The organism is Paraburkholderia caballeronis (assembly GCF_900104845.1).
In the GTDB taxonomy this organism is placed as follows: Bacteria; Pseudomonadota; Gammaproteobacteria; order Burkholderiales; family Burkholderiaceae; genus Paraburkholderia; species Paraburkholderia caballeronis.
Map to the genome: position 1 here is coordinate 625,356 of NZ_FNSR01000003.1, position 21,631 is coordinate 646,986.

Here is a 21,631-nt window from a genome sequence, read left to right on the forward strand (position 1 = left end):
CCCGCCCCGGCGCTCGTTGCGGACCCTTGGGAATTCGAGCAGAACAGTGAGAACGGAGCCTCCGATGCAGTTTGAAAACGATGCGAACGCCTCGACCGCCAGTCAGACCGCCGATCCGCAGGACTGGCGCGCGCGCGTCATTCACGGCAGCGAGCTGGGTCCGTCCTCGTTGCCCGGCTGGCTCGACGGCTCGTACCAGACGTTGCGCGAGCACGTGCTCGACGATGCGTATCCGTGTTTCTTCGGCACCCAGGCCGAGCGTCGCGGCGAGATGTTCTATGCGTTCGTCGAAGGCCGGGACATCGCGATGCTGCCGCAGACGATGGCGAAGTTCGCGGAACTGGCGAGCCAGCCCGAGTTCGAGAAGAACAACGTCGCGATCTTCTTCGAACCCGATCCGCAGCCGCTCACGCACGACGAATACCGCGAGCACTTCTGGCAGGTGCTGCAACATCTGCACGATCACGATCCGCATCCCGCCGCCGATCATCAGCACGCGCCGTCGGACCCGCAATGGGAGTTCTCGTTCGGCGGCGTCGAGATGTTCGTCGTCTGCGCGTGTCCGTCGTTCCAGCAGCGCGTGAGCCGCAATCTCGGGCCGGGCATGGTGCTGCTGTTCCAGCCGCGCAGCGTGTTCGTCGACAAGATCACGAACCGCGTGATCGGCAAGCAGGCGCGCCAGCAGGTGCGCAAGCGGCTCGACGTGTGGGATCGGATTGCCGCGCACCCGGACCTCGGTTTCTACGGCGAGCCGGGCAATCTCGAATGGAAGCAGTATTTTCTGCCGGACGACAACGCGCCCGCCGCGGGCCTGTGTCCGTTCCTGAGCCGCGGGCAGCGCCGCCAGGCGAAGCCGGCCGCGCCGGCCCCGGTTGCCGATCCCGACGCCGACCCTGCCGGAGACGGCGCGACGCCGCCGACGATTCTTCATGCGCTCGCGCATCACGTCGCCACGCGGCCCGATGCGACGGCCATCACGTTTCTCGCGGACGGCGAAAGCATCGAGCAGACGCTGACCTATGCCGAACTCGACGCGCGCGCGCGAAACCTCGCGGCGTCGCTCGCGGCGCAGGCCGACGCTGGCGAACGCGCGTTGCTGCTGCTGCCGAGCGGACTCGACTACGTGGTGTCGTTTTTCGCGTGCCTGTACGCGGGCATCATCGCGGTCCCCGCCTATCCGGCGGAGACGTCGAACGCGCAGCACTTCGCGCGGCTGAAGGCGATGCTGGCCGATTGTGGTCCGCGTCTTCTGCTGACCGATGAAAAGCACGCATCGCTGCTCGGCAACTTCGGTCCGGACGCGCTGGCCGGCGACGCGAAAGTGGTCGTCCCGTCGCGCTGCGCCGAGCCGCAGGCCGATGCCGCGTCGCCGCGTTTCGACGCCGCCGAACCGCAGACGATTGCGTTCCTCCAGTACACGTCCGGTTCGACCGCGCTGCCGAAAGGCGTGATCGTCACGCACGCGAACATCGCGGCGAACGAGGAAGCGATTCGCGAGACGATGCAGTTCACGCGCGACGACGTGATGGTCGCGTGGCTGCCGCTGTATCACGACATGGGAATGATCGGCGGCCTGCTCGCGCCGCTGTATTGCGGCTTTCCGGTGGTGCTGATGGCGCCGCAGGCGTTTCTCGCGACGCCGCGCCGCTGGCTCGCCGCGATCGCGCGTTATCGCGCAACCGTCAGCGGCGGGCCGGACTTCGCGTACCAGTTGTGCGTCGATCGCATCCGCGACCGGCAACTCGCGGACCTCGATTTGAGCAGCTGGCGCGTCGCGTTCTGCGGCGCGGAGCCGATCCGTCCGAAGACGATGGCGTCGTTCGCCGAACGCTTCGCGCCGGCCGGCTTCAGCCGCCACGCGCTTTATCCGTGTTACGGGCTCGCGGAAGCGACGCTGCTCGTGACGGGCGTCGTGCGGATGGCGGGCGCGGCGGCGGTCGGCTTCGATGCGCATGCGCTCGCGCGTGGCCGCGCCGAGCGGACGCCGGACGGCACGCCGCTGATCGATTGCGGCCGCACCGCGCGGCGCCATCGAGTGCGGATCGTCGATCCCGCAACCGGAGAACCGGTCGCGGACGGGGCGGTCGGCGAAATCTGGTTCGGCGGTCCGAGCGTCACGGCCGGCTACTGGCGTAACGATGCTGCGACCGCCGACACGTTCGTCGAAGTCGCCGACGCGGCGGACGGCCCCGGACGCTGGCTGCGAACCGGCGACCTCGGTTTTCGTTCGGGCGCGCGCGTGTTCGTCAGCGGCCGCCTGAAGGACGTAATCATCGTCCGCGGGCAGAACCTGTATCCGCAGGATATCGAAGGCACGCTGGCCGAGCGCGTGGACGGCTTCCGCAAGGGGCGCATCGCGGCGTTCGCGGTCGAGCACGACGGCGTCGAGGGGATCGGCGTCGCAGCGGAGATTCCGCGCGGGCGGACCGGCGCGGAAGATTTCCGCGACCTGTACGACGCGGTGAATCGCGCGGTGGCCGACGTGTACGGCGAGCCGGTGCAGCTCGTGCTGCTGCTCGCGCCAGGCGACCTGCCGCGCACGTCGAGCGGAAAGCTGCGGCGGCGCGCGTGTCTTTCGGCGTGGCGCGACGGCGCGCTGACGCCGCTCGCGGTGCTCCAGCGTGACGGCGCACTGGCGGCGCTGCGCCGGCGCACGCCGTACCGGCCGTGCGCGGACGACCGGCAACGGCGCATCGCGCGGATCTGGGAAGCGGTGCTGGGCGTCGACGCGATCGGCATCGACGACGACTTCTTCGAACTCGGCGGCGATTCGCTCGGCGCGGCGCGTGTCGCGGCGCGACTGGCTGTCGAGTTCGCGACGGATGCGGAGCCGGGATTCGTATTCGCGGCCCGCACGATCGCGACGCAGGCGAGCCGGCTGCAAGCAGGTGAAGCCGCTGAAGGGGCGCGGCTGTCGATTCACGCGCGCCGTCCGGACGGCGATGCCGTCCGCGAATTCCCGCTGACCGGCGGACAGCAGGCGCTATGGTTCCTGTGGCAACTCGATCGCGACAGTCACGCGTACAACGTCACCGGCCGCGCGCGGCTCACGGGGCCGGTCGATGTCGATCGACTGCAACGGGCTGTCGCGGCGGTGGTCGGCCAGCATGAGGTTTTGCGCACGCGTTTCGTCGAGATCGACGGCGAGCCGTGCCAGCGCGTGACGGACCAAGTCGCGTATGGATGGCGGACCGGCGACGTCCGCGCGAGCGACGCGAACGGGCGCGCCGCATCGGTCGATGCGTTTCTTGCGGACGATGCCGCGACGCCGTTCGATCTGGAAGCCGGGCCGCTGCTGCGCGTCGGGCTCGTGCGCGAGACGGCGGATGCGTGGACGCTCGGCATCGCGACGCATCACATCGTGTCGGATGCGGCTTCGTTCGGCCTCGTGCTGTCCGCGATGGTCGCGTGGTACGAGCATCTGGGCGGGTTGCGGGCCGCGCCGGCGCAGCCGGCCGTGCAGTTCGGCGACTACGCGCGCTGGGAGCGCGCGGCCTCCAACGTCGAGCGTGCTGATAAGCAACTCGATTACTGGCGACAGCAACTGGGCGTCGATCACACGCCGCTCGAATTGCCGTTCGATCGCGCGCGGCAGCCGCAGCGCGGCGGTTCGGCGGGACAGGTTGCGACGCGGCTGGCTCCGGCCTCGCACGACAGGCTGGCGCGTTTCGCGCGCGAGCACGGCACGACACTGCCGGCCGTGCTGCTGGCGGCCTATGCGATCGTGCTGTATCGCTACAGCGGGCAGCCGGCGGTTCGCATCGGCGTGCCGGTGTCGCTGCGGCGTCACGTCGAGACCGAGCAACTGATCGGCTATCTGATCAACACGGTGGTGGTCAGCGCGCAACTGAACGGCGGCGCGCGGTTCGCTGACGTCGTGCGTGACGTCCACGCGCGGCTCGCGGATGCGCAGACGCATTGCGACGTGCCGTTCCATCAGGTCGTCGCCGCGCTGCAACCGGAGCGGATCGCGGGTGTCACGCCGCTGTTCCAGGCGATGTTCAACATGGAGCGGCCGGACGACGCGACGCCCGAGCGCTGCGCCGATCTCGCGCTATCGGACGTGTCCGGGCAGAGCGAGGCGAACCGCTTCGATCTCGTGCTGAATGCGATCGAGTCGCGCGACGGGCTGCGTTTTGCGTTCAACTTTCCGGCCGACCTGTTCGATCCGGCGACGGTCGAGCGGATCGCCGCGCACTTCGTCGAGACGCTCGATCAACTGACCGCGACGCCGGCCCGCGCGATCGGAAGCTGCGGATTGACGATCGACTATGCGGAGCGCGAGCGCGTGCCGGCGGCGCATCCGTTCGACCCGGTGCCGCTGCGGATCGCGCGGCGCGCGGCGTTGCAGCCGGCCGCGCCCGCGCTTCAGTGCGAGGACGATGCGCTGACCTACGGCCAGCTCGACGCGTGGTCGAGCGACATCGCGCGCCGGCTCGCCGCCGCGGGCGCGGCGGCTGACGTGCGCGTCGGCCTGTGCGTCGAGCGTTCGCCCGGGCTCGTCGCCGGGCTGCTCGGCATCCTGCGCGCCGGCGCGGCCTTCGTGCCGCTCGATCCGGACTATCCGGCCGCGCGCCTGCGGGACATGCTCGACGACGCGGGCGTCGCTTGCGTGCTGAGCGACGAACGTTCGGCGGCGCGGCTCGCGACGCTGTTCGACGGACGTTCGCGGGTCGACATCGGCACGCTGCCGCCTGCGGGGCAACCGGCGGTCGGCTTCGCGACGCCGGCCATTCATCCGGATCAACTCGCGTATGTGATTTACACGTCGGGTTCGACCGGCAAGCCGAAGGGCGTCGCGATCTCGCATCGCGCGTTGAGCCTGCATCTCGACGATTTCCTCGCGACCTATGCGCTCGACGCGAGCGACAGGCAGCTTCATTCGTCGACGGTCAACTTCGACGTCGCGCTTCACGAGATTTTTCCGGCGCTGATCCAGGGCGGCCAGGTGCTGATGCGCGGCGCGCAGATGTGGGACCTGGAGACGATGAGCCGGCGGCTGGTCGACGGCCGGGTCACGTTCGCGCGCATTCCGACCGCGTACTGGCGGCAGTGGCTGCGCAATCCGCCGGCCGCCGACGCGCTGGCGGCGCTGCGGCAGATCACGGTCGGCGGCGAGGCGCTGCCCGGCGACGCGCTCGCGCAGTGGCGCGGCGGCGCGCTCGCGCACATCCGGCTCGACAACCTGTACGGCCCGACCGAGACGACGATCGCGTGCCTGTACCGGCAGACGGTGGACGACGACGCGCTGCACGCGGCCGCGCCGATCGGCCGGCCGTATCCGTCGCGGACTGCGTTCGTGCTCGACGCAAACGGCAACGAGATGCCGGTCGGCGGACCCGGCGAGCTGTACGTCGGCGGCGATACGCTCGCGCGCGGTTATCTGAACCGGCCGGCGCTGAGCGCCGAGCGGTTCGTGCCGGACCCGTTCGCGCAGGACGGCAGCCGGCTGTATCGAACCGGGGATCTCGTGCGGCGGCGGCTCGACGGCACCGTCGAGTTCCTCGGGCGCGTGGACGATCAGATCAAGCTGCGGGGTTTTCGCATCGAACCCGGCGAGATCGAGGCGGCGCTGCGTCGTCTGAACGGCGTCGCGGATGCGGCGGTGGAAGTGCGCGGCGCCGGCGAAAAGCGCCGGCTGGTCGGTTACGTGGTCGGCGGCGAAACGGCGCCCGGCGTGGACGAGATCAGGCGCAGTCTCGAAGCGCAGTTGCCGGGTTATATGGTCCCGACCGCGTATGTGATGCTCGATGCGATGCCGGTGATGCCGAACGGCAAGATCGATCGGCGGGCGCTGCCGGAGCCTGTGCATACGGTGGGCGAAACGCGGGTCGAAGCGCGCAACGATGTCGAACGCACGCTGCTGTCGATCTGGCATGGCGTGCTGGGGCGCACCGATCATGGCGTCACGGAGAACTTTTTCGAACTCGGCGGCGACTCGATCCTGAGCTTGCAGATCGTCGCGCGAGCGCGTCAGGCCGGGTTGAAGCTGAGCGCGCGCCAGGTGTTCGAGCATCCGACCGTGGAAGGACTGGCGCGTGTGGCTCGGGCTGCACACGGCGAAACCCGGCGCGCGGAGATTCGCACGCCGCTGCCGCTGACGCCGATCCAGCAGATGTTCTTCGAACGTTTCCCGCACGGCGAATCGCACTGGAACCAGACGGTGCTATTGAGCGTGACCGGCGCGCTGGACGTGGCGGCGCTCGAACAGGTGCTAGCCGCGCAGATCGACGCACATGATGCATTGCGCCTGCGCTTCAGTCGCGATGAAGAAGGGCGGTGGCATCAGCAGGTGACGGAGCGCGAGACGCAACCGGTGCTGGCGTTGTTCGACCTGCGCGGCCGCTTGGACTGGAAGGCCGAACTGGAAGCACAGTGCGCACGCCTGCAAGGCGGCCTCGATATCGAACGGGGTCCACTGATCCGGGCAGGTTACTTCACGCTGGAAGGCGAAGCGCGATTGCTGCTGACCGTGCATCACCTGGCGGTCGATGGCGTGTCGTGGCGCGTGCTGCTCGAAGAGCTTCGACAGGGCATCGAGCGGGCGGCGCGGGGCGAACCCATGAACTGGTTCGCCAGTACACCGTGGAGCGCGTGGGTCGAATCGCAGGCGCAGTACGCGCAGCGCGACGCGGTAAAGCAGGAGGCGAAGTGGTGGCGGGAGTCACTGCACGAAGCATCGATTGCATGGCCGGAAGCGCGTGAAAAAACGACCGGAAAAACCGAACCCGTCGTGCTGAAACTGGACCCCATCCGCACCCGCGAATTGCTGCAAGACGTACCGGGCACGTCGCGCATGAGCGTGGAGGAAGTGCTGCTGGCATCGCTGGCCCGAACGCTGGGCGAGTCGTATGGCCCGAACGGCGTACTGATCTCGCTGGAAGGCCACGGCCGCGAGATTCCTGACGACGCACTCGCAACCGAACTGGACCTGAGCCGCACGGTGGGCTGGTTCACGACGCGTTATCCGGTGTGGCTGAAAAGAAGCGACGACACGGGCGCGATCCTGCGCGAAACGAAGTCGCGAATCCGCGCGGCGCCGCATCGCGGGCTGCACTTCGGCCTGCTGCGAGAGGAGCTGAAGGATCTGCCGCAGCCGCAGGTGAGTTTCAACTACCTGGGCCAGTTCGACCAGAGCATCGGCGGCGACAACCGGTTCGCATTCGCCGGAGAGCTGCACGGCGAATCAATGGCGCAGACCGGCGAATCGCCCTACGTGCTGGACCTGAACGCGCTAGTGGCAGGCGGGGAACTGACGCTCGCATGGGACTACGACGCGGCGAGAGTCGACGCGGAGCAGGTCGAACACCTGGTATCGCGCTTCGACGAAAACCTGTCCGCGCTTGTCGCCCACTGCATGAACGCCGGCCCGCTCATCACGGCCGCCGACTTCCCGCTATCCGGCCTGACCGACGCGCAACTCGACGCGCTCGCGCTGCCGCTGCCCGCCGTGGACGATCTCTATCCGGCCACGCCGCTCCAGCAGGGCCTGCTGTTCCACACGCTGCTCGACAAGCGGCCGGGCCTGTACGTGAACCAGAAGCGTCTGACGTTCGAAGGCCGGCTCGACGCGCGCGCGATGCGCGACGCGTGGCAGGCCGCGCTGAATCGCCACGCGGTGCTGCGCACGCGCTTCGAATGGCGGCACGACGGCCCGGCGCTCCAGGTCGTCGATGCGAGGCTGGCATTGCCGTTCGATCCGCACGACTGGTCCGCGCTCACGGCCGACGTCTACGAGACGCGCCTCGCGAACTGGCTGCGCGACGACGCGCGGCGCGGTTTCGATCTCTCCCGCGCGCCGCTCGTTCGCGTCGCGCTGTTCGCGCGTCCGGACGGCGGTCACGATCTCGTGTGGACGAACCATCACATCCTGACCGACGGCTGGAGCGCGGCGCAACTGCTCGGTGAAATCAGCCGCGACTACGCGCTGCGCTGCGCGGGCAGCCGCCTGGATGTTGCGCCGGTGCCGTACCGGAACTACGTTGCGTGGCGCGCGCGGCAGGACGATTCGCTCGACTGGTGGAGCGCGCGCCGTGCCGAAGCCGACGATCCCGCCCAGCTCGCGGACGCGATCGGCGCAAGCGAGCCGAACGAAGCACACGAACCGCGCGAACCGCACGAACAACCGCTGCTATCGGACCGCGAGTTGCCGGCCGCGTCGGTACACGCGCTGACGTCCGCCGCGCGCCGCGCGCACGTGACGCTGAACACGCTGCTGCAAGGCGCATGGGCGATCCTGCTCGCGCGCTACAGCGGCCGTCGTCAGGTCGCGTTCGGCGTGACGGTGTCCGGGCGGCCCCCCGAGTTGCCCGGCATCGAAACGATGATCGGACTGTTCATCAACAGCCTGCCGGTGTGGGTGGACGTGCGCAACGATGCGCCGCTCGACGCGTGGCTCGGCCGCCTGCAACAGTACAACGCGGAGCTTAGGCTGCGCGAGCACACGCCGCTCGACGCGCTGAAGCGCCATCTCGGCGGCGCGGGCGCGGAGCCGTTCGACAGCCTGCTGATCTTCGAGAACTATCCGGTCGAAACCGGGCTGCGCCGCTTCGGCGACCGGCTGACGCTCGGCGCGTGGCAGTCGTTCGAGCGCACGCATTACCCGCTGTCGCTGACGATCACGGCGGACGGCGAATCGATCCGGCTGGCGTGGATCGCGGACCCGGCGCACGTCGATGCGGCGACGCTCGAACGCATCGCGAATGCCTATGTGCGGATCGCGTCCGCGCTGGCCGGCGGCGACACCGCCCGCGTGGGCGACGTCGGCGTGCCGAGCGAGCCGTCGCGGCCGGTGCCGCTCGAATCGCATCATGGGCTCCCGCTGCTCGCGCGTTTTGCTGCCGAAGCCCGCCGCCGCCCCGCCGCGCGCGCGGTGTCGTGCGACGGCCGGCATCTGACCTATGACGGACTCGACCGTCTGTCGAACCGGATCGCCAACGTGTTGCTGCGCGCCGGCGTGCCGCGCGAGGCGCGTGTCGCGCTGTGCACCGCGCGTTCGGCCGACATGGTGGGCGGGCTGCTCGGCGTCCTGAAGGCCGGCGCGGCCTACGTGCCGCTCGATCCCGCGTATCCGGCCGCGCGGCTGAGCGACATGCTCGACGATTCGCGCGTCGAATGGATCGTCACCGATGCGCGAAACGCCGCATCCGGTCATCCGTGCTTCGAAGGGCGAAGGATCGTCGTGATCGAGGCCGTGCGCGACGCAGCCGACGGCGCGGACGAAGCGCCGGACGTCGCGATCGAATCCGCGCAACTGGCGTACGTGATCTATACGTCCGGCTCGACCGGGCGGCCGAAGGGCGTCGGCATCAGTCACGACGCGCTCGGCCGGTTTCTCGCGGGCGTCGGCGCGCGCATCGGCTTGCGACCCGGCGACCGGATGCTGGCCGCGACGACGTTGTCGTTCGACATCGCGGGACTGGAGCTTTATCTGCCGCTCGTGTGCGGCGCGCAGGTCGAGATCGCGCCGCGCGACGTCGTGCAGGACGGCCACCGTTTCGCGCGCTGGGTCGAGCGCGCGGACGGCACGGTGTTGCAGGCGACGCCGAGCGGCTGGCGCAACCTGCTCGAAGGCGGCTGGGCCGGCCAGCGCGGGATGACCGCGCTGTGCGGCGGCGAGGCGCTGCCGCGCGATCTCGCCGATGCGCTGCTCGCGCGCGGCGTGACGCTGTGGAACCTGTACGGCCCGACCGAAACGACGATCTGGTCCACCGTGGGCCTGATTCGCGCGGGCGAGCCGGTGACGCTCGGCGAGCCGCTGCACGACACCGTGCTGCGCGTGTTGGGCGCGGATGGCGCGGAGGCGCCGCCGGGCGGGATGGGCGAGTTGTGCATCGGCGGCGCGATGCTCGCGCGCGGGTACGTCGGGCGTCCCGCGCTGACCGCGGAGCGTTTCGTTCCCGATCCGCATGGCGACGGCGCGCGGCTGTACCGCACCGGCGACCTCGTGCGCCGGCACGCGGACGGTTCGCTCGCGTATCTCGGCCGCGCCGATCAGCAGGTGAAACTGCACGGCTACCGGATCGAGCCGGGCGAGGTCGAAGCGGTGCTGCGCCGGATGCCGGGCGTGCGCGACGCGGTGGTGGTCGTGCGCGGCCATGCGATCGACGCGCGGCTGACCGGTTACGTCGCCGTCGGACCCGACGCAGGCGACGCGGCGATGACCGCCGACACGCTGCGTGCGTTCGCGTCCGCGCGGCTGCCGGCGCATATGGTGCCGGGCGCATGGGGCTTGCTCGATGCGCTGCCGCTGACGCCGAACGGCAAGGTCGATCGCCGTCGCCTGCCGGACCCGGATGCCGCCGCCGCGACGTGGGAAGCGCCGCGCGGCGAAGCGGAGACGACACTGGCGGCGTTGTGGTCTCAGGTGCTCGGCGTAGAGCGCGTCGGCCGCCGCGATGACTTCTTCGCGCTCGGCGGCCATTCGCTGCTGGCGGTGCGGATGACGTCGCGGGTGCGGCAGGCGCTGGCGCGCGACGTCACGTTGCAGACGGTCTTCCGCCATCCGTCGCTCGCGGCGTTTGCCGACGCGGTGCGCGCGCTTGCGCCGATCGACGGCGAAGCCGCTGGGTCGACGACGACGCGCGAGGCTCCGCGCGACGATCGCGGTTATCCGCTGTCGCACGCGCAGGAGCGGTTGTGGTTCCTGTGGAAACTCGCGCCGCAGAGCGCCGCGTACCACATGGCGGGCGCGCTGCGCTTGACCGGACCGCTCGACCGCGCCGCGCTCAAACACGCGCTCGACACGCTGGTCGAGCGCCATGCGAGCCTGCGCACGCGCTTCGCGAGCGACGACGGCGTCGCCACGCAAGCCATCGTCGCCGCTGCGGCGTATGGCTGGTCCGAACACGATCTCGGTGGAATCGGCCTCGGAATCGGGGAAGCGGCGCGCGATGCGCGGCTGCAAACGCTGCTGGAAGCCGCCGCGTCCGAGCCGTTCGATCTCGAACGCGGCCCGGTGTTTCGCGCGTCGCTGGTCGAACTGACGCCGGACGCACACGTGCTCCAGTTCGCGATGCATCACATCGTGTCGGACGGCTGGTCGCAGACCATCCTGCTGCGCGAGTTCGGCGAGCTTTACGCGGCGGCGGTCGAAGCGAGGCCGCCGCAACTGCCGCCGCTGCCTCGCCAGTATGCGGAGTACGCACGCGATGAACGCGAGCGTGCGGACGACGCGCGTATTGCATCGGACCTCGACTGGTGGCGCGAGCAACTCGGCGCCACGCATCCGGTGCTCGTTTTGCCGTCCACGCGCAAGGCCGCCGATGAGCGCCACGAGCGCAGCGATCGCGGCGGCCGGCAGCTGGCCGAACTGACGCCCGCGCAATGGGACCGCGTGAAGGCGCTCGCGAACCGCCATCACGCGACGCCGTTCATGGTGCTGCTCGCCGCGTATGCGTTGCTGCTGCAACGGCTCGGCGGGCAGGACGACGTGCGGATCGGCTTCCCGGTCGCGGGCCGCGATCGCGCGGACGTCGAGCGCGTGGTCGGTTTTTTCGTGAACACGCTGGTCGCGCGGGTCCGGGTGTCGCCCCGGCAGCCGTTCGCCGCGCTGCTTGCAGGCGTGCGCGACACCGTGATCGACGCGCAGTCGCACGGCAACGTGCCGTTCGCGACGCTGATCGACGCGCTTCAGCCGACACGCAGCCTCGGTCAGACGCCGCTGTTCCAGGCAATGTTCAACTTCGAGCCGGGTCTGGACGCGTCCGCGCTGCGGTTGCCGGGCCTGACGGTCGAGCCGGTCGAGACGGACCGCGCGTTCGCGCAGTTCGACCTGTCGCTGCACGTGCGCGAGCACGCGGACGGCGCGCGGCTGTCGATGGTCTATGCGAGCGATCGGTTCGACGCCGCGACCGTCGAACGCTGGCTCGGCTACTACGTGCGCGTGCTCGAAACGGCGGTGGACGACGCGCCGCGCGCGACCGGCAACGTCGCGCTGCTGTCCGGCGACGAGCATGCGAGTCATGTCGCGCTGGGCCGCTGCGATGCGGATTACGGCACGCCGGAACCCGTGCATCGGCTGATCGCGAAGCAGGCGCGGACGCGGCCGCACGCGCAGGCCGTGGTCTATCGCGACAGCGTGTTGACGTACGCCGAACTCGACGCCGCGGCGAACCGCGTCGCGCACCGGCTCGCGGCGCTCGGCGTCGGGCCGGACGTGTGCGTCGGCATCGCGGCGGAGCGTTCGACGGAGATGGTCGTCGGGCTGCTCGGCATCCTGAAGGCCGGCGGCGCGTATGTGCCGCTCGATCCGGACTATCCGCGCGAGCGCCTGTCGTACATGCTGGACGACAGCGGCGTCCGGCTGCTGCTCACGCAGTCGCGGCTTCGTTCGCGGCTGCCGGTGCCGGCCGGCGTCGACGTGCTGGAACTGGACGCCGCCGATCTGTCCGGCGAGCCGCCGACCGATCCCGGCGTGACGGTGCACGGCGACAATCTTGCATACGTGATCTACACGTCCGGTTCGACCGGCAAGCCGAAGGGCGCGGCGAACCGGCATGACGCGCTGTACAACCGGCTTGCGTGGATGCAGTCCGCGTATCGCCTCGACGATACCGACACCGTGTTGCAGAAGACGCCGTTCAGCTTCGACGTGTCGGTGTGGGAGTTCTTCTGGCCGCTGATGGTCGGCGCGCGGCTCGCGATGGCCGAGCCGGGCGCGCATCGCGAGCCGCGCCGGCTGGTCGAACTGATCGGCCGGCATCGCGTGACGACGCTGCATTTCGTGCCGTCGATGCTGCAGGCGTTCGTCGAGCACGAAGGCGCAGGCGCGTGCGACGGGCTCAAGCGGGTGATCTGCAGCGGCGAGGCATTGCCGGCGGAACTGGCGAACCGCGCGCAACGTACGCTGCCGCGCGCCGCGCTCTACAACCTGTACGGGCCGACCGAGGCCGCGATCGACGTCACGCACTGGACCTGCCGCGCCGGCGACGACAGCGTGCCGATCGGCCGCCCGATCGGCAACGTGACGACCTATGTGCTGGACGGCGCGATGAACGTCGTGCCGCCGGGCGCCGCGGGCGAACTGTATCTCGGCGGCGCGGGCCTCGCGCGCGGTTATCTGCATCGTGCGGTATTGACCGCCGAACGGTTCGTGCCGGACCCGTTCGACACCGAAGGCGGCCGGCTGTACCGCACCGGCGACCTCGCGCGGTGGAACGGCGAAGGCGCGCTCGAATACCTCGGGCGGATCGATCATCAGGTGAAGGTGCGGGGCTTTCGCATCGAGCCTGGCGAGATCGAAGCGCAACTGCTCGCGCAGGCCGGCGTGCGCGACGCGGTCGTGACCGCGCATGCGGGACCGGGCGGCACGCGGCTGGTCGCGTACGTGACGGCTCAGGCAGGCGGCACGCTCGCCGCGCAGCCGCTGCGCGAGAGGCTTGCCGTGGTGCTGCCGGACTACATGGTGCCGGGAGCGATCGTCGTGCTCGATGCGCTGCCGCTGAATCCGAACGGCAAGGTGGACCGTCGCGCGCTGCCGGCGCCGGACGCCGTGGCGCGCGAATACGAAGCGCCGGCCGGCGACGTCGAGACCGCGCTCGCGCGGATCTGGCAACAGGTGCTCGGCGTGGAGCAGGTCGGCCGTCACGACAACTTCTTCGAACTGGGTGGCGATTCGATTCTCAGCCTGAAGGTCGTGGAGCGCGCGGCGCGCGCCGGTTTCGCGCTCGCGCCGCGCGACCTGTTCGAGCAGCAGACTGTCGCGGCGCTGGCGGCACGCGTGTCCGTCGTGTCCGTTGCGGGGCAGCCCGGCGTCGAGGCGCGCATCGAGCCGGTGCCGGCGGACCGCAGAGCAACGCTGCCGTTATCCCATGCGCAGCAGCGGCAATGGTTCCTGTGGAATCTTCAGCCGGACAGCAGCGCGTATCACATCGCCGGCGGCCTGCGGGTCCGTGGGCCGCTCGACGCCGATGCGGCGCGCGCGGCGTTCGACGCGATCTGCGCGCGCCACGACGTGCTGCGCACGACGTTCGGTCAGACGGAGAACGGACTGCCGGCGCAGACCGTCCATGCGTCGATGCCGGTGGACTGGCGTGTCGCTCGCGTGGACGCGGCCGATGCGCAGACCGTCGCGCAGGCGTTCGCGGCCGGGCCGTTCGATCTCGCGAGCGGTCCGCTGATGCGGGTCGCGCTGCTCGAACTCGCGGACGACGAACATCTGCTCGTGCTCGTGATGCATCACATCGTGTCCGACGCATGGTCGATCGAACTGATCGTCGATGAGTTCGTTGCGCACTACGCGGCCGTTCAGGAGAGTCGTGCGGTGAATGCCGAGCCGTTGCCGCTGCAATACGGCGACTATGCCGCGTGGCAGCGCGCGCGGCTCGACGGCGGCGAAGCGGCGCGGCAGCTCGCGTACTGGCGCGGGTTACTCGGCGGCGAGCATCCGGTGCTGGCGCTTCCCGCGGATGGACCGCGCCGGCCGCTGGCCGAACGGCGCGCGGCCCGGCACGAAATCGCGCTGCCGGCCGCGCTGACCGATGCGGTGCGCGCTCAAGCGCGCGCGCGCAATACGACGCCGTTCGTCGTGTTCCTTGCCGCGCTGCACGCGCTGCTGCATCGCTACACCGGGCAGCGGCGGGTGCGCACCGGCGTGCCGGTCGCGAACCGGCATCATCCGGACACGCAGCGGCTGATCGGCTTTTTCGTGAACACGCAGGTGTTGCAGGCGGATATCGAGCCGGCGACGACGCTCGCCCAACTGATGCGCGAGCTGGGCGAGCGCGCGGCGGATGCGCAGACGCATCAGGACCTGCCGTTCGACGTGCTGGTCGATGCGCTCGGCGTCGAGCGCAGTTTGACCCACACGCCGCTGTTCCAGGTGATGTACAACCACGTGCGGCGCGAATGGCGGTCGCTGCGCGCGATTCGCGGATTGGACGTCGAGCCTTATGTCGTCGCGGGCGGCACCGCGCAGTTCGAACTGATGCTGGAGACGCGCGAAGAGGCCGATGGGGCGCTGGTCGCGAGTCTGCGTTATGCGCGCGATCTGTTTCATGAAGAGACGATTGCGCGGATGGGGCGGCACTATCGGGCGTTGCTGGAGGCGGTGGTTTGTGATCCGGCGACGGCGATCGGTGAAGTCGGGTTGCTCGATGACGGCGAGCGGGGAACGTTGCTGGAGTGGGGTTCGGCTTGTTCGGTTGATGAGGCGACGCTGCCGCTGCACGGGCAGATCGCGCGGCAGGCGGCGCGGCGGGCCGATGCGGTGGCGGTTGTTTGCGAAGGCCATGCGCTGGGCTATGGCGAACTGAATGCGCGCGCTAACCGGCTTGCGCATCGGTTGATCGCGCTCGGCGTTGGACCGGAAGTGCGCGTCGGGCTCGCGATGGAGCGGTCGCTGGAACTGGTTGTCGGCTTGCTGGCGATACTGAAGGCAGGCGGCGCGTATGTGCCGCTCGACCCTTCCTATCCGCAGGACCGGCTGGCGTACATGATCCGGGACAGCGGGATTGCGTTGCTGCTGGCGCAGTCGTCGGTGGTTGAGCGGTTGCCTTCGTCGTCGAATGTGCAGACGTTGCTCGTCGATGCGCTGGACGTGGCGGATGAACCGGCAACGGACCCGGTTGTAGCCGTGCACGAATCGAACCTTGCGTATGTGATCTACACGTCAGGCTCGACCGGACGGCCGAAGGGCGCTCAACTGACGCATCGCAACGTCGCGCGGCTGCTGACCTCGACGCAGCACGGGTTCGATTTCAACGAGAACGACGTATGGACGCTGTTCCACTCGTATGCGTTCGACTTCTCGGTGTGGGAGATATTCGGCGCGCTATGCCATGGCGGCCGTCTTGTAGTCGTGCCGTATCTGGTGAGTCGTTCGCCGGAAGAGTTCGTCGAACTGCTGCATCGAGAACAGGTGACGGTGCTGAACCAGACACCCTCCGCGTTCCGGCAATTGATGGCGGTGCCTGGGCTGTACGACGGAAAAAACCTGTCACTGAGATTGGTGATCTTCGGCGGCGAAGCACTGGAGCCACAGACGCTGCGGCCATGGTTCGATCACTTCGGCGATGCGAAGCCGCGTCTGGTGAACATGTACGGGATCACCGAGACGACGGTGCACGTGACGTACCGGCCGATAACGCAGGCGGACCTGAACGGCCAACGCAGCCCGGTCGGTGAGCGTATCCAGGATCTCGGCGTGTATGTGCTGGATGCGCAGATGAACCTGTCGCCGGTTGGTGTGGAAGGGGAACTGTACGTATCGGGCGAAGGACTGGCGCGAGGATATCTGAACCGTGCGGGCCTGACGGCGGAGCGGTTCGTGCCGAATCCGTTCGCCGAGGACGGTAGCCGGCTGTATCGCACGGGTGACCTGGCGCGTTGGAACGCGCAAGGCGAACTCGAATACGCGGGCCGTCTGGATCATCAGGTGAAGGTGCGGGGTTTCCGTATCGAACTGGGGGAAATCGAGGCGCAGTTGCTGAAGCAGTCAGGCGTATCGGAAGCGGTGGTGCTCACGCAGGAGAGCGCATCGGGCACGCGGTTAATAGGCTACGTGACGGCGCACAACGATGCTCTACTGGATGGCCAGAGCTTACGCAGCCAACTCGCGCAGACGTTGCCAGACTACATGGTGCCATCGGTGGTGATGGTGCTGGATTCGCTGCCATTGACCCCGAACGGCAAACTCGACCGCCGCGCATTGCCGGAGCCGGAACATGCGGTTGCCGAAGCCCATATCGAAGCGCGCAACGACGTTGAACGCACGCTGCTGTCGATCTGGCATGGCGTGCTGGGGCGCACCGATCATGGCGTCACGGAAAACTTCTTCGAACTCGGCGGCGACTCGATCCTGAGCTTGCAGATCGTCGCGCGAGCGCGTCAGGCCGGGTTGAAGCTGGGCGCGCGCCAGGTGTTCGAGCATCCGACCGTGGAAGGACTGGCGCGTGTGGCTCGGGCTGCACACGGCGAAACCCGGCGCGCGGAGATTCGCACGCCGCTGCCGCTGACGCCGATCCAGCAGATGTTCTTCGAACGTTTCCCGCACGGCGAATCGCACTGGAACCAGACGGTGCTTTTGAGCGTAACCGGCGCGCTGGACGTGGCGGCACTCGAACAGGTGTTAGCCGCGCAGGTCGACGCACACGATGCATTGCGCCTGCGCTTCAGTCGCGATGAAGAAGGGCGGTGGCATCAGCAGGTGACGGAGCGCGAGACGCAACCGGTGCTGGCGTTGTTCGACCTGCGCGGCCACGCGGACTGGAAGGCCGAACTGGAAGCACAGTGCGCACGTCTGCAAGGCGGCCTCGATATCGAACGGGGTCCACTGATCCGGGCAGGTTACTTCACGCTGGAGAACGAAGCGCGATTGCTGCTGACCGTGCATCACCTGGCGGTCGATGGCGTGTCGTGGCGTGTGCTGCTCGAAGAGCTTCGACAGGGAATCGAGCGGGCGGCGCGGGGCGAACCCGTGAACTGGCTCGCCAGCACGCCGTGGAGCGCGTGGGTGGAATCGCAGGCGCAGTACGCGCAGCGCGACGCAGTAAAGCAGGAGGCGAAGTGGTGGCGGGAGTCACTGCAAGCAGCATCGGTTGCATGGACTGAAGCGCATGAAAAAATGACCGGAAAAACCGAACCCGTCCTGCTGAAACTGGACCCCATCCGCACCCGCGAACTGCTGCAAGACGTGCCGGGCACGTCGCGCATGAGCGTGGAGGAAGTGCTGCTGGCATCGTTGGCCCGAACGCTGGGCGAGTCGTATGGCCCGAACGGCGTACTGATCTCGCTGGAAGGCCACGGCCGCGAGATTCCTGACGACGCACTCGCAACCGAACTGGACCTGAGCCGCACGGTGGGCTGGTTCACGACGCGTTATCCGGTGTGGCTGAAAAGAAGCGACGACACGGGCGCGATCCTGCGCGAAACGAAGTCGCGAATCCGCGCGGTGCCGCATCGCGGGCTGCACTTCGGCCTGCTGCGAGAGGAGTTGAAGGATCTGCCGCAGCCGCAGGTGAGTTTCAACTACCTGGGCCAGTTCGACCAGAGCATCGGCGGCGACAACCGGTTCGCATTCGCCGGAGAGCCGCACGGCGAATCAATGGCGCACACCGGCGAATCGCCCTACGTGCTGGACCTGAACGCGCTAGTGGCAGGCGGGGAACTGACGCTCGCATGGGACTACGACGCGACGAGACTCGACGCGGAGCAGGTCGAACACCTGGTAGTGCGCTTCGACAAAAACCTGTCCGCGCTTGTCGCCCATTGCCTGAACGCGGCCCCAACCGTCACCGCAACCGACTTCGACATCGACATCAGCCAGCAGGAACTCGACCAGTTCCTCGAACAGTTATCCGATTGATGAAATCTCCGACATTCGCAAACGAGGCCGACATGCCGACGCAGAACATGCGGGACAAGCGCAACGTCGAGGCGATCTGCTATCTGACCGCGCTCCAGGAAGGGATGCTGTCGTACGGCCTCGCCGGCGGGCGCGATCCGTATTACACGCAGAAGGTTTTCGAGCTGGACGGCGCGCTCGACGAGCGCCTGTTCTGGCGCGCGTGGCAGACGGTCGTCGCGCGTCATCCGGTGTTGCGCACCGACGTGCGCTGGAAAGAACTCGACCGTCCCGTGCAGGTCGTGTATCGCGATGCGCCGCTCGATCCGGTCGTCGAGGACTGGCGCGAGTCGAATGGACCGGCAGGCGCGGAAACACAGACGGAACGGCTCGCGCGCGAATGGCAGGCGGTGCGCGACGCGGGTTATCGTTTCGACCGCAGCGCGGACCTGGACGTCCGGCTGATCCGCATCGCCGACTCGCGTCGCTGGTTCGTCTGGCGGTTCCATCATCTCCAGCTCGACGGCTGGAGTTTCGCGATGGTGCTGGGCGACGTGCTGCGCGCATACGATGCGCTCGTTGCGGGGCAGGCGCCGGTTTTCGACCCTGCGCCCGGTTTCCAGCAGTACGTGAAGTGGCTGACGACGCAGAGCGCCGACGACGACTGGTGGCGCACGCACCTGGCGGGCTTCGACGCGCCGACCGCGTTGCCGTCGAACGTCGGCGGCGGATCGCAGCCGGGCAGCGGCTTCGCGGAGCGCAGCGTGCGCGTGCCGCGCGGGCGGACCACCGCGCTCGCACAGTTCGCGCGTGCGCATCGCCTGACCGTGAGCACGCTGCTGCAAGGCGCGTGGGCGTGGGTGCTTGCCGCGCATGCCGGCACGCGCGACGTCGTGTTCGGCGTGACGGTGTCCGGCCGGCCGGCGGAACTGGATGGCGTCGAGCGGATCGCGGGGCTCTTCATCAACACGCTGCCCTGCCGGGTGACAGTCGATGGCGCGGACGGTCTTGTCGACTGGCTGCGCTCGCTTCAGCAGGCCACGCTGGAGATCGGCCGCCGCGCGCATCACCCGCTCGCGACGATCCGGCGGCAAACGAGCCTGTCCGCCGAGCAGCCGCTGTTCGACACCGCGCTCGTGTTCGAGAATTTTCCGGTGGACCGGTTCGCGATGGCGGACTCGTCGCTGTCGATCGCGTCGCTTGCCGAAGGGCGCAGGCTGACCGAGGACGGCTACGCGCACACGACGGGCCGCAATCACTATCCGGTCAGCCTGATCGTCGTGCCGGGCGACGAACTCGAAGTCGCCGTCGCATACGACACCAGCCGGATCGATCACCCGACCGCCGGGCTGCTGCTGGACCAGGTAATCGACGTGCTTGGGCGTTTCGTCGATCCGGCGGTCGAACGGGTGGCCGATCTCGCGCCGCGCGTCGCGGCGGAGCCGCCGGTCACGCCGTCGTTCGAACCCGTGCCCGAACGCGTGCGGCGATACGCCGATACGCGCGGCGACGCGTGCGCGATCCGCGATGAAAACGACACGCTGACGTGGGCCGAACTGTGGACGCAATCCGGCCGGCTTGCGCGCGCGCTTCGGGAGCGGGGCGTTCGCGCGCAGGATCGCGTCGCTGTCTGCCTGCCGCGCTCGGCGGCGCTCGTCGTCGCGCTGCTCGCGACATGGCGCGTGCGCGCCGTGTATGTGCCGCTCGATCCGAACGCGCCGGCCGAACGCCTCGCCTGGCAGATCGCGGATTGCGGCGCTCGCTGCGCGATTGCCGACGCCGACGCCGACGCGCCGTGGCGTCCGCAGCAAGTCGCGCTGGCGCACCCGGACGCGCGCTTCGACGGAGCGCCGCTCGACGACGACACGCCCTACACCGACGGTTACGCATACCTGATCTACACGTCCGGCTCGACCGGCCGTCCGAAGGGCGTCGCGGTTAGTCATGCGGCGGTGTCCGCGTATCTCGACGGCGTCACGCGCTGCGTGCCGGACGACGTCCGCAGCATCGCATGCGTGTCGACGCCCGCGGCGGACCTCGGCTACACGGCGCTGTTCGGCGCGCTGTGGAACGGCTGGACGCTGCACCTGATCGGCGACGAGCGCGCGCTCGATCCGGACCGCTTCGCCGACTACATGCGCCGTCATGCGGTCGATGCGCTGAAGATCGTGCCGGGCCATTTCGGCGGGCTGATGCAGGCGGCGGCCGCTGCCGACGCGATCCCCGCGCGCTGCCTGATCCTCGGCGGCGAGGCGACGCCGCGTGCGCTCGCGTTGCGGGTCGCGTCGCTGAAGCCGTCGTGCCGGATCGTCAACCACTACGGTCCGACCGAGACGACGATCGGCGCGGTGGCCGGCGAGATCGACGCCACGGAACAGGGCGGCGCGCCCGCGCTGGGCCGTCCGCTGCGGCACGCGAGCCTGCACGTGCTGAACGCGGACGGCGACCCGGCGCCGGCCGGCGCGGTCGGCGAGATCCACATCGGCGGGGCCGGGGTCGCGGCCGGCTACTGGGCGCGTCCGTCGCTGACGGCCGCGCGGTTCGTGCCGGACCCGTGGTCGGTTAATGGCGCGCGCCTGTATCGCACCGGCGACCTCGGCCGCCGTCTGCCCGGCGGCGCGATCCAGTTCGTCGGACGCGCGGACGATCAGGTGAAGATTCGCGGCTTCCGCATCGAGCCGCAGGAGATCGCCGGCGTGCTGCGCACGCTGGCCGGCGTGCGCGATGCCGCGGTGCTCGCGCTTCGCAAGGACGACCGCGAAGCGACGCTGGCCGCATGGGCATGCGGAACCGGCCTCGACGCCGACGCGTTGCGCACCGCGTTGCGCGAGCGCCTGCCGGGCCACATGGTGCCGTCGTCGGTGCAGGTCGTCGACGCGCTGCCGCTGACGCCGAACGGCAAACTCGACCGCGCGGCGCTCGCGCAGTCGCTGGAGCACGCGGCCGGACCCGCCGCGCCTGCCGCCCCGCGCACGCCGACCGAGGCGACGCTGCTCGCGGTCTGGCAACAGGTGCTGCAACGCGCGGACATCGGCGTGCACGACGCGTTCCTCGACGTCGGCGGCGACTCGATCCTGAGCCTGCAGATCATCGCGAAGGCGCGCCGCGCCGGCCTGAAGATCAGCCCGAAGGACATGCTCGCGTTTCCGAGCGTCGCGCGTCTCGCGGAGCACGTCGACCAGCAGGCGAAACCCGAACAGCAGGCCGTGGCGGCCACGCTGCAACGGCTGATCGAAGCGGTGAAATAACGCGAACTGACGCGCCGCGCCGCGCCGGCGAGGCGCTCATCCGGCATGCCGGCCCGCCGCCGCGCCGCGCGCGGGCCGAACGACGCCGCGCCGTCCGGCG

General features: G+C 69.3%; 2 protein-coding genes. Both read left to right on the plus strand.

Annotation, left to right across the window (positions count from 1 at the left end):
* The first annotated feature begins 64 nt into the window (after positions 1–64).
* Positions 65–18,304 carry a non-ribosomal peptide synthase/polyketide synthase gene (locus BLV92_RS29520; RefSeq protein ID WP_208862152.1) on the plus strand — a complete coding sequence of 6,080 codons (18,240 nt, stop codon included), beginning with the start codon at positions 65–67 and terminating at the stop codon, positions 18,302–18,304.
* Positions 18,305–18,336: 32 nt separating this feature from the next.
* The gene (locus BLV92_RS29525; RefSeq protein WP_167627164.1) at positions 18,337–21,531 is read left to right on the plus strand and encodes a non-ribosomal peptide synthetase; all 3,195 of its coding nucleotides are present in this window, start codon (positions 18,337–18,339) and stop codon (positions 21,529–21,531) included.
* Positions 21,532–21,631: the final 100 nt, after the last annotated feature.

Bases quoted from the DNA above. Each gene is read 5' to 3' on its own strand.
- BLV92_RS29520 (WP_208862152.1), top strand. From the start codon at position 65: ATGCAGTTTGAAAACGATGCGAACGCCTCGACCGCCAGTCAGACCGCC.
- BLV92_RS29525 (WP_167627164.1), top strand. From the start codon at position 18,337: ATGCCGACGCAGAACATGCGGGACAAGCGCAACGTCGAGGCGATCTGC.